The organism is Peptostreptococcus sp. (assembly GCF_977045075.1).
The window spans coordinates 1-12,561 of record NZ_CDRRTB010000047.1; the positions used below are offsets into that span (position 1 = coordinate 1).

A 12,561-nucleotide genomic window follows, 5' to 3' on the forward strand; every position below is an offset into this window, starting at 1 on the left:
TTTAGGAAATCGGGAATTAGGCCTACCTTAGAAGCAAGAGATGCCTCCTTTAGGATTAAAATATTGGCATAGCCTACCCTGTTGTGGTCGAACATTTTTTTGTCGCCAATAAAATTAGAAAGGAGTACAATTACATGACTGGCATCACCCTTGTATTCAGTCTTCTCAGTCTTAATATGGACCTTAAAGGTCTCATCCTTTATAGCTGACTTTACACTCCTATATGCATAGGCCATAAAGCCAAACTTGGTCTTTTCCTCTATATCTACATTATGGATAGCTTGAGGTATGGACCCTATGCTAAAGATATATCCAAAGAAATTATCATTACATTTTCCTATATCAATCCTATTTGTCGAATCAAAGTCTAATTCCTCTATCGCCCTGTCTATATCCTGGCTGATGCCTAAGAGTTTGGTTATCAGGTTACCTGTACCACCTGGTATAATGGCCAGCCTTGGAATGTGTTCATTTTCGGCAAGACCTGAAATGACTTCATTCACTGTACCATCTCCACCAAAGGCAAAGACAGCCTCATAGCCTTCTTCTGATGCCTGCTTTGCAAATTCAGTAGCGTCCTTGGCCTTTTGTGTTATTTTTGTTTCGACATGGTCAAAGTATTGGCCTGCTTTATTCTCTAGCTTTTCCCTGTAGTCCAAGGCCTTTTCCCCACCTGATGTTGGGTTTATAATCAGCAAAGCTTTCTTCATAATTACCTCGTTCCTAATCTATGTTCAAGAGATTTACTCAAAAATAACTGAGTTGTTCTCAAAGGCCTTAATCATGGCCTGACTATATACATCATAACCTTTATCCCTAAATAGCTTTCCACCGCCCTGGAAGGTTTTTTCTATGGCTATACCAATTCCTGCCACCTCAGCTCCGGCCTGGTCACATAATGAGACTAACCCCTTTAGGGCCTGGCCTGTAGCTAGGAAGTCGTCTATTATCAATACCTTATCATCTCCTGACAAGAAGTTCCTGTCAACCTTTATGTCATATTCCTTCTTCTTTGTATAGGATACTACCTTACTAGTATAGGCATCATCTGACAAGGTAAGTGAGGCTGACTTTTTGGCAAAGACTAGGGGAACCTTAAAGTATGTAGCAGCAGCAAAGGCTATTGCTATACCTGATACCTCTAGTGTAAGTATCTTGGTAATTCCCTTGTCCTTGAAGTGGTCATAGTAGTCCTTACCCATTTCCATAAATAGGTCTGGATCTATCTGGTGGTTTAAGAAGTTGTCAACCTTCAATATGTTACCATCTAGGACCCTGCCCCTCTTTAATATCATATCTTCTAATAGTTTCATTGTATTCCTCCTGTCCCTCTAGGACATCTTATTTTCTGTCCCTTTAGGACTTGTTTTCTTATCCCTTATGGACCTATTTACTTCTTCTGTCAACCAAGACAACATTTAATATCAAGGCTGCTAGGGTACCTGTTGAAATACCAGATGAAAGGATCATCTTTAGGGCATTTGGTAGACCCTGTAGGATTTCTGGCTTAACTGTTACACCTATACCTAGGGCAAAGGCAACAGAAATTATCAGCAATTCACGGTCTCCCAAGTCGATTGAAGCTAGGGTCTTTATACCCTGGGCTGCAACTAGGCCGAACATTATTACACCAACACCACCCAGTACTGGAGAAGGCATTACTGCAATTAAGGCGCTCAACTTTGGAAATACTCCTAGTATGGCTAATATTATACCAGCAATTATCATTACGTGTCTACTAGCAACCTTAGTAAGTGTGATTAGTCCGACATTCTGTGAAAAGGCTGTGTTTGGACCTGCTCCAAATATACCTGATATCATTGAACCTACACCGTCACAAAGGACACCGGCAGCCGCCCTGTCACTGTCAATTTTTTCATGAGAAGCTTCACCAATCGCCATCATTATACCAACTGTACCTATTGTAGAAACAACATAGGCCGGCACAAAGGAAAGTGTAGAAGCCATATCAAAATGGAAGCCGTAACGTAGAATATTTGGTATTGCTATCCAGTCTGCCTTGGCTACAGATGTCAAGTCTACCATACCCATTGGTATACATACAAGATAACCGAATACCATACCTATAAATACTGCTGCTGTTGATAGCATGCCCTTACCGAAGTGGTTTAAGAATAGGGTAAATAGCATGATTATAAAGGCAACAGAAATATTTCTTATTGAACCATAGTCAGCCGCACCTACTCCACCTGCTGCCCAGTCTATACTTACTGGTAGTAGGGTAATACCTATCAAGGATACAACTGTACCTGTGATTAGTGGTGGGAAGAACTTCATAAGTGGCTTTATAAACCTACTTAAGACTATTTCCACAAATGATCCAGTGATTGTAGCTGCTACTATACCAGCTATACCAAACTTAGCACCAACGCTTATAGATGGATTTACAAAGGTAAAGTCAGTACCCATCATACCTGAGACTCTTGACCCTATAGGTCCTAGTCCCTTTGACTGTAATATTGTTGTGATACCTGATGCAAATATAGTTGCAGCCACCATTAGACTTGTCTGCTCAACACTTAGCTTCAAGGCTGTACAAACAACAAGAGGCACAGCTATTATACCTGCAAAGGCTGCTAGTATATGCTGTAGGGCCAGTAGGATTGACACACCCATTGGCGGTACTGCCTCTATAGAATACTTGAGTTCATCCTTCTTGCTGGACTGACTTGCCTGGTCCATGTTTACGTTCATTTCTTCCATTTTTCCTCCTAAAATACTTATAAATTTGATGATTTCGTAAAATAAAAACAGACTCCTACTCAAAAGATACTGAGTCAGAAGTCCTTTAATTCCAACTCATAGACTATAGTTTAGGGCTATAGGTAGAAACACCCCACCATATTAGGGGCTTATATGAGTAAATATGCTTTTATATTTAACTATTATATCGAAAAAGACGAAAGTTGTCACCACCTTAGAGAAATATTATTCATTATATAGGGAAAATTTATTTGAAATTTTCTTTTTTTGCTAAGCTACTTAGCCCTTCTATATATAAGGTGATTTTATTGCAAATAAGCATAGGATGTTTGACATATTGCCTGCATTATGATATATTTTAATTAATAAAAGGGGGAGAATTAAAAATCCCCTCCTAGCAATCCGTTAAAGACGGTTGTTAATATATGATTATTTTTAAAAAAATAACCGTAACTCGCCAAAGTTAGACGGTTATTTTTTTGTAATTAAATATTATACGACCTAAAAATACAAAAAGACAACATCTATAACTATAAGTATCTTACAGATGTTGTCTCATAAATTGATAAATTATTCAATGGGATTACTTTTCTATAAAGAAGCTGATTTCTGCTTCTACGCACAGGTCTTGACCACAGTAAATCTTACCTGCACCACTCCCAAAATTTCTTCTCATCTTAGTTATTTCCACATGTATATCCAACTTGTCTCCAGGCACTACCTCTCTCCTAAACTTGGCATTCTTGATACCGGAGAAAAAGGCTAGCTTTCCCCTATTTTCTTCCATTGATAGGATGGAAACTGCCCCTGCCTGGGCCATGGCCTCTACAAGCAGGACACCTGGCATTACATTGTGGTCTGGAAAATGACCTGTAAACCAAGGCTCCGATGCCGTGATACACTTTACCGCATGAACACTCTTGCCCACTTCCATCTCCTCTACCCTGTCTATCAACAAGAATGGGTACCTGTGTGGTATTATTTGCTTTATTTCTTCTATATTCAACATACTTCCACCTACTCGCTATACTTTTTAAATAGGAGACTTGAGTTGTGTCCACCAAAGCCTAATGAATTTGATATGGCATATGGGACCTCCTGGTACCTTGTAGCACCTGCTACATAGTCCAGGTCACAAGCCTCATCAGCCACCCTATAGTTTAGGGTCTGTGGTACAAAGCCATCCCTTACTGCATAGGCACATACAAGTGCCTCAACAGCCCCTGCTGCACCTAGCATATGACCCGTCATAGACTTTGTAGATGATACACAAAGTTTTTTTGCATGGTCTCCAAAGGCCTTCTTTATAGCCTTTGTTTCTATTGCATCATTCATAGGTGTGCTAGTACCGTGGGCATTTATGTAGGCAAGCTTTTGAGGTTCTAGCTTGGCCTCTTCAAGGGCCAATAGCATAGCCATCTTAGCCCCTTCAGCATCTGGATCTGGAGCTGTAATATGGTAGGCATCACTAGTCTGACCATAGCCAACTATTTCGCATATAATGTCGGCCTTTCTTGCCAGGGCTGATTCAAGGGACTCTAGGAGTAAAACTCCTGCACCCTCGCCCATTACAAAGCCTGACCTCTCCTTGTCAAAAGGTATAGAAGCCCTATTTACATCCTGTGAAACAGTCATGGCTGACATGGCTTCAAAGCCTGATACTCCAAGCTCACATATTGATGCTTCACAGCCACCTGCAAAAATAGCATCCTGGTAGCCATCCTTTATTAGCCTAAAGGCACTACCTATAGAGTCTGTTGCTGTTGCACACGCTGTTACACTAGATGTGCATACCCCCTTAGTACCAAGCTTTATGGATACATGGGCAGATGCCATATTAATAATGGCCTTTGGTATAAAGTGGGAAGATACCTTCCTAGGTCCCTTTTCCAGGTACTTGGCATAGGCGTCCTGTATAGTCACTAGGCCACCAATCCCACTTCCTATTACCACACCTGTCCTAAACCTGTTTTCATCATTTATTTCATAGCCACTTGACTCATAGGCCTGCTTTGCTGCTGCCATTGCAAACTGGACAAACCTGTCTTTTTTCTTGTGGCCATCTATATCAAAGTCCTTGGGGTCAAAGTCCTTGACCTCTGCGGCTAGTTTGACCTTGTTCTGGTCTACATCTATTCCTTCAATGAGACTAATCCCATTCTTTCCGTCTTTTATATTTTCTATAAAGGTATCTACAGAATTTCCTAGGGCACTGACTACACCAGCCCCTGTAATAACTACCCTTCTACTCATAAAAAACTTGCTCTCCTTTCAACCTATCCCTATCACCTATATTGATGATAGGCCACCATCAACGCTGATAACCTGACCTGTGATATATGAGCCTCCATCGCCTGCTAAGAAGCCTACTATCTTGCCTATATCCTCAGGCTGGCCTATACGCTTTAGTGGTATGGCCTTGATCATCCCTTCTCTTATCTGGTCTGGAATCGCATCTGTCATATCAGTCTTTATTAGGCCTGGGGCAACTGCATTCACAGTAATTCCATAGGCACCTAATTCAGCTGCCAAGGACCTTGTAAATCCTATTACTCCTGCCTTTGATGCAGAATAGTTTACCTGACCTATATTACCAACTAGGCCTGCTAGCGATGATATATTTATAATACGGCCTGACTTCTGCTTTGACATCTTCCTAGCCACCTGTTTTGAGCAGTTAAATATACCCTTTAGGTTGGTATCTATTACCTGGTCGAAGTCGTCCTCCTTCATCCTAGAAAACAACTTGTCCCTTGTTATACCTGCATTATTTACTAGGACATCTATCCTACCATGCTCTTCATATATCTTATCAAAGGCATCCTCAACCTCCTGAAAGTTCTTTACATCGAACTTGACAGAGAATACCTCTAAGCCCCTTGCAGTCAGCTCATCAACTATAGACTTGGCCTTTTCATCAGAGCTTACATAGCTAAATCCAACCTTGAATCCATCAGAGGCTAGCTTTTCTACTATGGCCCTACCAAGACCCCTAGATGCGCCTGTTACAAAGGCTACCTTCCTTATATCATTCATTTTAAATCCTCCAAATCTATACCCTCTATATCGGATATATTTTGTATGTTTATGACCCTTACGTCCTTGTTTATCTTTTTTACAAAGCCACTTAAGGACTTGCCTGGACCTATTTCTATAAACAACTGACAGCCATCAGCTATCATATTTTCAACACAGTCAATAAACCTAACTGGTGAGCACATCTGGTCCTTAAGGTTGTCTACTATGGAGTCTACCTGCCTATAGTTCTTGCCTGATAGGTTGGTATATACATCCATGCTAGGCTCCCTGTAGTCTATCTTTGATAGGTAGTTATCAGCAAATTCCTTGGCTGCCTGGTTTAATATTTGTGTATGGAAGGGACCCTCGACATTTAGCCTCATATACCTCTTTATCTTGGCTTCCTTGCACTTTTCTTCAAACCTATCTAGGGCAGCAAATTCTCCACCAACTACTATCTGGCCTGGCGAGTTTAGGTTGCAAACTGCTAATACATCATCCTGCCTAGCCTGGTCAACAAGGTCCTGGATTGTATCTAGGCCTGTCTTCATAACTGCCACCATAGACCCCTTGCCTCCAGCTCCTTGGCCCATGATAAGACCCCTATTTTTCACTAGGTCTATCCCCTCATCAAGAGAGAATACGCCTGCTGCACACAGGGCAGTATATTCTCCCAGGCTTAGGCCTAGACTGGCAGATACACCTATGTCATTGGGATCTAAAACCCTATCTTTAAGCTCTTGATATAGGCTAAGGCTATTTAAAAATATGGCCACCTGACCATACCTGGTCTTTGATAGCTGGTCAAGGCTGGCCTGTTCAACCACCGAATATGTGTGGTCATCAAGGATTTCCTTGGCCCTCTTATATACTGGACTAGCTATCAAGTCCCTACCCATGCCCTCATACTGGGAACCTTGGCCGGGAAATAGTACTCCTATCTTTTTACTCATTCTTAACCTATCCTTTCACTATCTAAATATAACTTGTGGCTACTTGCTTAAAGCTCCAAGCCCCTGACTACCTCCTGGTAGCCCTTCATCAAGTCCTCTATTATATCCTTACAGGATTCTCTCTTGTTTACTAGGCCTGCTATCTGGCCTGCCATTACTGAACCATTGTCAACATCACCATCAACTACTGCCTTTCTTAGGGCACCAGCACCAAAGGCTTCTAGTTCTGCCTGGTCTGCCCTAGCATCCTCCATGGCCTTGAACTTCTTGGCAAACTTGTTCTTGATTACCCTGACAGGGTGACCTGTAGAATTACCTGTTGTCAAAGTAGAGGTATCCTTGGCCTTTAGGACCTTTTCCTTATATGGCTCGCTGACATTACATTCATCAGCCACCAAAAATCTAGTACCAACCTGGATACCACTGGCTCCTAGGCACATTGCTGCAGCGAAACCCCTGCCGTCAGCTATACCACCAGCTGCAATGACTGGTAGGGACACAGCATCTACTATTTGGGGTATCAGAGACATAGTGTTGGTAACACCAACATGGCCTCCTGCTTCTGCCCCCTCAGCTATCATGGCTACAACACCATCATTTCTTTCCATTCTTATAGCCTGGGCTACTGATGGAACTACTGGTATTATCTTTACTCCATGCTCATTTAGCTTGCTGAAGTACTTACCTGGATTTCCTGCTCCAGTTACTACTATCTTTACACCCTCTTCTATTACGGCATCTACTACCTCATCTATAAAGGGACTAAGCAGCATAAGGTTGAGGGCAAAGGGCTTGTCTGTAAGTCCCTTGATCTTCCTTACTTCGTTTACAACCCAGTCCTTGGGTGCATTACCTGCTGCTATGATGCCTAGGCCACCTGCATTTGATACTGCAGCTGCCAATTCAGCATCTGATACCCAGGCCATGCCCCCCTGAAAAATAGGGTAGTCTATGCCCAATAAAGCACATATTTCCTTGTTTTTCATGGCCCCTACTTTACCTTTGCTATATAATCAGCTATCTTCTGAGGAGTTCTCAATTCCTCTATAGCCTCATCTTCTACTTCTATATCGAATTCATCCTCTATTTCAGTCATTATATCCATTACGTCTAGAGAATCTGCTTCTAGGTCCTCCTGGATATCACTGTTGTCCTTTATATCTTCTAGTTCTATATCTAACTGGTCTGCTAAAATTTCCTTTATCTTTGCTATCATTTTTTTTAATCTCCTTTTAATACATATAAATTTTTTCTTTAATCTTGCTTATCTCATTTATTCAAAGCTGGTCCTATTTTATCTACTTTGCTTGTATAAGCTTGTATAGTTTCACTTCTTTTTTTATTTTATCTTGCCTAATTACTTATCTAGGTCCTATTTTTCCCTTATTACTTATCTAGGTCCTCTTTCTTCCTTATCCTCAGTAGGAAGCCACCATAGCTTAAGCCTCCACCAAAGGCTATTGAAAGTATCCTCTTACCATCCATTTGGTCAAGGTCCCTTTCTGATAAGACATCCTCGACTACCTCATTTAAGGCAAGGGGTACGCTGGCTGCCGATGTATTACCATACTTGTCGAGGTTTACAAACCACTTGTCCTCTGGTATTTGACTCTTTATAGCCAGGGTTTCTATTATTCTCTTATTGGCCTGGTGTGGCACTATCAGTTCTATATCATCTCTTGATAGTCCCCTGTCACCCAGTAGCTTGTCGACTACCTTGACACCGACATCTGTAGCAAACTTGTATATCTGTCTACCATTCATACCTATATAGGGGTACTTGTCTTCATCTAGGCTAAACCTTGAATCAAGGGTTAGGTACCTATTGCTGTCGTACTTACCGGCCAAATAGTCTCCTTCAATTTCTAGCTTGTAGGCCAGACTAGACTTAACTCCTGGGTCTGCTAGGTCAGAGTTTTCTAATATTGCACAGCCTGCCCCATCTCCAAAGAGGATGCAGGTAGACCTGTCTGACCAATTTACAAACTTGGACAGCCTTTCAGCTCCAATTACCATAGCATAGGCTATATTCATATCAGCCATAAGTGACCTGGCAACTGCCATACTATAGACAAAACCGCTACAAGCAGCATTTAGGTCAAAGCAAATTGGATTTCCCTTAAGCCCCAGCTTACCTGATACTGTATAGGATGATGCTGGTGTCCTGGTATCAGAGCTAACACTGGCAAAAATAACCAAACCGATCTTTGACCTGTCTATATCTAATTTTTCTAGGGCAGATTCTCCAGCCCTTGCTGCCATCTCCTCTGTAGTAATATCATCACAGATATGTCTAGTCTTGATGCCTGTTCTTTCCTGTATCCATGCGTCATTGGTATCTACAATCTTGGCAAAATAGTCATTGTCTAATATCTTTTCTCCAGCATAACTTCCAGTAGAAATTATGTTAATTGTCATTTTTTCCTCCATATTCTCTGATGAAAAACTCATTGATATTCTTTAGGGCCTGGATCAAGGCTGGTTCTTCCTCTAGCTTCAAGTCCACCATCAAATGGTCAATCATCTCATCATGAAAATTCCTATGAATCTTTTCAGCTAAAACTCCCCTTCTAGTCAGGCTACAAACGACAATTCTTCTGTCTTTTTCATCTCTCTGCCTTACCACATAGCCCTTCTTTTCAAGCTTGGTCATGGCTATAGTTAGGGTTCCCATTGTCACTTCCAATATATCGGCTATTTCAGACATCATCTTCCTATTGCCTATTCCGATGGCCTCTATTACATGTATCTCTGTTATGGATAGGTCCTTTATCCCCCTATCCTTTAGAGATTTTTCTTCTATCGTCAATATATTCTTAAATAGTTCAACTATTATACCGTTTATAACCTTGCGACTGTCTTCGTAGTTTTTGTTTTTAATATTCATATTCCTATCCTCCTAAAATCTTTCTATACTTATCATATCTTTTTTTAAGAGTTTTTTCCATAGAAATAGAATAGGATTTGTCTAAAAAGTTCAATATTTCATTCTTTAAATTATATATCTCTCCACCATCTTCTTTTATGATTTTTTCTATAAAGCCATCTTCCTTTAGGTCGTAGCTTGTAAGCCTCATCAGCTCAGCTGCCTCGTCCTTTTTACTAGGTTCCTTCCACAGTATACTAGAGAAGCCTTCTGGTGATAGTATCGAGTAGACGCTCTTTTCCAGCATCCAAATTTCATCTGTAACACTTAGGGCCAGGGCTCCACCACTGCCTCCCTCACCAATAATTATGGCCAGGCTAGGTACCTTCAAGGATGAAAACCTGCATATGCAATTTGCTATCGAGCTTGCCTGTCCCCTTTCCTCTGCTTCTATTCCACATCCAGCACCTGGGGTGTCTATCAGGGTTATAAGAGGTAGCTTAAACTTTTCAGCATATTCAGCCAGCCTCAACACCTTCCTATAACCTTCTGGATTTGGCATACCAAAATTCCTGTCCTTTTGCTGGCCTATTATCATGACAGAATAAGGACCTATACTTCCTATGCCACCTACTATGCTGTCATCGTCAGCAAAGAGCCTGTCTCCATGTAATTCAACGAAGGGATCGCAGAGGTAATTAATGTAGTCATAGGCCTTTTTCCTCTGAGGGTCTCTTGAGGCACGAACCATATCCATTGCCTTTGTCATCTTCTCACCCCCCTAGACCTATTTACATTCGTATGTATCTTTAGTATATCTCCCAGCCTGTCCCTCATTTCTTCTCTGGTCAGTATCATATCAAGTAGGCCGTGCTCAAGTAGAAACTCCGAACTCTGAAAGCCTGGTGGCAACTCTGTTCCTGTTACCTGCTTGATAACCCTAGGACCCGCAAAGCCAATCAGGGCATTTTTCTCCCCTATGACTAGGTCTCCTAGGCTGGCAAAGCTGGCACTTACCCCACCTGTAGTAGGATTGGTCATTATTGATATATATAAGAGGCCCTTCTCCTTGTGCCTTGCTATGGCCTGGGAGGTCTTTGCCATCTGCATTAGGGAGAACATACCCTCCTGCATCCTGGCCCCACCTGAAGCTGAGAATATCAAGAGGGGTAGCTTCTTCTTTATAGACAGCTCGACTGTCTTTGTTATCTTTTCACCCACAGTAGTCCCCATACTGCCCATCAGGTAGTCGGTATCCATAACTGCTATGGCAACCTTGATATTCTTGATACTGGCTGTACCACATACCACACCCTCATCAAGCTCATACTTCCTTCTCAGGCTTAGCTGCTTTTCCTTATATTTTGGAAATTTTAGCGGGTCTCTTATCTTCTTTTCCCTAAAGTACTCAATAAAGCTGTCTTCATCAACTATGCTAGCTAGCCTCTCCCAGGCAGTCATGTTAAAGTATTTACCACAGTGGGGGCATAGCTTGTTTACATGGTCCATATCATCAATGAAGAAAAGGGACTCACACTTGGGACACTTAATTACACAGTCCGGTTGTATATCAACCTTTTTAACAGGCCTATAGGTCTTACTTTTAAAGTGGTCTAGTATCATCTATGCTCCTTTCCAAATATGATGTATCATATTTATTTTCTATAAATACTGGGTCGTTTATTAGCTTGAGATTAAAGCCTATATTAGTCTTTACTCCCTCAACTACAAATTCCTCTAGGGCCCTATTCATTATCCTGATAGCCTCTTTCCTGTCCCTGCCATAGGATATTACCTTGGCAAGCATGGAATCATAAAATGGCAGGACCTCGTAGCCCTGGTATATGGCACTGTCAACCCTGACCCCATAGCCACCTGGCATATTTAGGGCCTGGATCTTGCCCACGCTAGGTAGGAAGTTGTTGTCAGAGTCGTAGGCATTTATCCTACACTCAATGGCATGGCCCCTAATCAGTATATCTTCCTGCTTGTAGGCCAGCCTTTCTCCACAGGCTATTAATACCTGGTCCCTGACTATATCTATACCGGTAACCATCTCCGTAATAGGGTGTTCTACCTGAATCCTGGTATTCATTTCCATAAAGTAGTAGGACCCATCCTGGTCTAGAAGGTATTCTATAGTACCTACACTGGTATATGAAACCGACTTGGCGGCCCTGACAGATGTTTCGTATAGCCTATCCAGAGTTTCCTGGTCTACACCCTCTGGTGGCGCCTCTTCTATTACCTTCTGGTGGTTCATCTGCAGGGAACAGTCCCTAGCACCAAGGTGGATGACATTTCCATGTTCATCAGCCATCAGCTGGACCTCTATGTGGCGAGGAGACTTGATATATTTTTCTATGTATACTCCAGAATCACCAAAAGCATTTTGGGCTTCCTTTCTGGCAGAATCAAACTGCCTCTTAAGGTCATCCATATCCTCAACCAGCCTCATACCCTTACCACCACCGCCAGACCTGGCCTTGATGATAACAGGTAGTCCCAGCCTTTCAAGGACCTCCCTAGCCTCCTCTAGGCTTTCAACAACCCCATCTGAACCTTCAACCACTGGGACACCTGCCTCCTTCATCATCCTCTTGGAAACCTCCTTGTCACCCATCATTGCCATAACCTTGCTAGTCGGACCTATAAACTTGATATTATAGACCTCACACATCCTGGCAAAGCCGTGATTTTCTGACAAGAAGCCAAAGCCTGGATGGATGGCATCTGCTCCAGTTACTAGGGCTGCATTTATAATTTGTATCTTATTTAAGTAGCTATCCTTTACGCTGGCAGGACCTATACATATGGCCTCATCAGCTATAGTTGCATGGAGTGAGTCCTTGTCTGCACTTGAAAATACAGCCACACTCTTTATCCCCATATCTTTTAGGGTCCTGATAATCCTTACGGCAATCTCCCCCCTATTGGCTACCAAAACCTTCTTTATAGGTCTATCATCCTTACTTCCTTTGAAAGACCTAGCTATATCTA

The 12,561-nt window shown here is 42.0% G+C and carries 14 protein-coding genes and 1 riboswitch; all 14 genes read right to left on the bottom strand.

Annotated elements, in window-relative coordinates; translation table 11 throughout:
• Window positions 1–710, bottom strand: a 710-nt coding sequence (locus tag ACW6OJ_RS05040; protein WP_456095935.1) for a diacylglycerol/lipid kinase family protein, incomplete at its 3' end; no start/stop codon positions are given.
• Window positions 711–743: 33 nt separating this feature from the next.
• On the bottom strand, window positions 744–1,313 hold the full coding sequence (locus ACW6OJ_RS05045; protein ID WP_456095936.1) for a xanthine phosphoribosyltransferase: 570 nt from the start codon (window positions 1,311–1,313) through the stop codon (window positions 744–746).
• Window positions 1,314–1,386: 73 nt separating this feature from the next.
• Complete coding sequence (locus ACW6OJ_RS05050; protein ID WP_456095937.1) at window positions 1,387–2,724, bottom strand: nucleobase:cation symporter-2 family protein; 1,338 nt, start codon at window positions 2,722–2,724, stop codon at window positions 1,387–1,389.
• 79 nt (window positions 2,725–2,803) lie between these two features.
• A riboswitch (purine riboswitch) is annotated at window positions 2,804–2,901 on the bottom strand.
• A 406-nt stretch (window positions 2,902–3,307) separates the two neighbouring features.
• On the bottom strand, window positions 3,308–3,733 hold the full coding sequence (gene fabZ, locus ACW6OJ_RS05055; protein WP_293428981.1) for a 3-hydroxyacyl-ACP dehydratase FabZ: 426 nt from the start codon (window positions 3,731–3,733) through the stop codon (window positions 3,308–3,310).
• 8 nt (window positions 3,734–3,741) lie between these two features.
• Window positions 3,742–4,977: a beta-ketoacyl-ACP synthase II gene (fabF, locus tag ACW6OJ_RS05060; RefSeq protein WP_456095938.1), complete on the bottom strand. Its 1,236-nt coding sequence runs from the start codon at window positions 4,975–4,977 to the stop codon at window positions 3,742–3,744.
• Between the two features lie 36 nt (window positions 4,978–5,013).
• Window positions 5,014–5,760 (bottom strand): 3-oxoacyl-[acyl-carrier-protein] reductase, encoded by a 747-nt coding sequence (gene fabG / locus ACW6OJ_RS05065; RefSeq protein WP_455104910.1) that lies wholly within the window; start codon window positions 5,758–5,760, stop codon window positions 5,014–5,016.
• The gene (locus ACW6OJ_RS05070) at window positions 5,757–6,695 is read right to left on the bottom strand and encodes an ACP S-malonyltransferase (RefSeq protein ID WP_455104911.1); all 939 of its coding nucleotides are present in this window, start codon (window positions 6,693–6,695) and stop codon (window positions 5,757–5,759) included. The genes fabG and ACW6OJ_RS05070 overlap by 4 nt, the downstream gene beginning before the upstream one ends.
• Window positions 6,696–6,742: 47 nt before the next feature.
• Window positions 6,743–7,681, bottom strand: a complete 939-nt coding sequence (gene fabK, locus ACW6OJ_RS05075) for an enoyl-[acyl-carrier-protein] reductase FabK (protein ID WP_456095939.1) — start codon at window positions 7,679–7,681, stop codon at window positions 6,743–6,745.
• Window positions 7,682–7,686: 5 nt separating this feature from the next.
• Entirely contained in the window at window positions 7,687–7,911 is a 225-nt protein-coding gene (locus ACW6OJ_RS05080) for an acyl carrier protein (protein ID WP_314496886.1), read from the bottom strand.
• A 170-nt stretch (window positions 7,912–8,081) separates the two neighbouring features.
• Window positions 8,082–9,113: a beta-ketoacyl-ACP synthase 3 gene (locus tag ACW6OJ_RS05085; protein ID WP_456095940.1), complete on the bottom strand. Its 1,032-nt coding sequence runs from the start codon at window positions 9,111–9,113 to the stop codon at window positions 8,082–8,084.
• Window positions 9,103–9,582 carry a MarR family winged helix-turn-helix transcriptional regulator gene (locus ACW6OJ_RS05090; RefSeq protein ID WP_456095941.1) on the bottom strand — a complete coding sequence of 160 codons (480 nt, stop codon included), beginning with the start codon at window positions 9,580–9,582 and terminating at the stop codon, window positions 9,103–9,105. Before ACW6OJ_RS05090 ends, ACW6OJ_RS05085 begins: the two co-directional genes overlap by 11 nt.
• A gap of 4 nt (window positions 9,583–9,586) precedes the next feature.
• Complete coding sequence (locus ACW6OJ_RS05095) at window positions 9,587–10,330, bottom strand: carboxyl transferase domain-containing protein (protein WP_456095942.1); 744 nt, start codon at window positions 10,328–10,330, stop codon at window positions 9,587–9,589.
• Window positions 10,327–11,184 (bottom strand): acetyl-CoA carboxylase, carboxyltransferase subunit beta, encoded by an 858-nt coding sequence (gene accD / locus ACW6OJ_RS05100; RefSeq protein WP_456095943.1) that lies wholly within the window; start codon window positions 11,182–11,184, stop codon window positions 10,327–10,329. The genes ACW6OJ_RS05095 and accD overlap by 4 nt, the downstream gene beginning before the upstream one ends.
• Window positions 11,165–12,556, bottom strand: a complete 1,392-nt coding sequence (gene accC / locus ACW6OJ_RS05105) for an acetyl-CoA carboxylase biotin carboxylase subunit (protein WP_456095944.1) — start codon at window positions 12,554–12,556, stop codon at window positions 11,165–11,167. The genes accD and accC overlap by 20 nt, the downstream gene beginning before the upstream one ends.
• Window positions 12,557–12,561: the final 5 nt, after the last annotated feature.

What these genes read in the sequence shown, in the direction of transcription:
- ACW6OJ_RS05045 (WP_456095936.1), bottom strand. Translation starts at nt 1,313, where the DNA reads ATGAAACTATTAGAAGATATGATATTAAAGAGGGGCAGGGTCCTAGAT.
- ACW6OJ_RS05050 (WP_456095937.1), bottom strand. Translation starts at nt 2,724, where the DNA reads ATGGAAGAAATGAACGTAAACATGGACCAGGCAAGTCAGTCCAGCAAG.
- fabZ (WP_293428981.1), bottom strand. Translation starts at nt 3,733, where the DNA reads ATGTTGAATATAGAAGAAATAAAGCAAATAATACCACACAGGTACCCA.
- fabF (WP_456095938.1), bottom strand. Translation starts at nt 4,977, where the DNA reads ATGAGTAGAAGGGTAGTTATTACAGGGGCTGGTGTAGTCAGTGCCCTA.
- fabG (WP_455104910.1), bottom strand. Translation starts at nt 5,760, where the DNA reads ATGAATGATATAAGGAAGGTAGCCTTTGTAACAGGCGCATCTAGGGGT.
- ACW6OJ_RS05070 (WP_455104911.1), bottom strand. Translation starts at nt 6,695, where the DNA reads ATGAGTAAAAAGATAGGAGTACTATTTCCCGGCCAAGGTTCCCAGTAT.
- fabK (WP_456095939.1), bottom strand. Translation starts at nt 7,681, where the DNA reads ATGAAAAACAAGGAAATATGTGCTTTATTGGGCATAGACTACCCTATT.
- ACW6OJ_RS05080 (WP_314496886.1), bottom strand. Translation starts at nt 7,911, where the DNA reads ATGATAGCAAAGATAAAGGAAATTTTAGCAGACCAGTTAGATATAGAA.
- ACW6OJ_RS05085 (WP_456095940.1), bottom strand. Translation starts at nt 9,113, where the DNA reads ATGACAATTAACATAATTTCTACTGGAAGTTATGCTGGAGAAAAGATA.
- ACW6OJ_RS05090 (WP_456095941.1), bottom strand. Translation starts at nt 9,582, where the DNA reads ATGAATATTAAAAACAAAAACTACGAAGACAGTCGCAAGGTTATAAAC.
- ACW6OJ_RS05095 (WP_456095942.1), bottom strand. Translation starts at nt 10,330, where the DNA reads ATGACAAAGGCAATGGATATGGTTCGTGCCTCAAGAGACCCTCAGAGG.
- accD (WP_456095943.1), bottom strand. Translation starts at nt 11,184, where the DNA reads ATGATACTAGACCACTTTAAAAGTAAGACCTATAGGCCTGTTAAAAAG.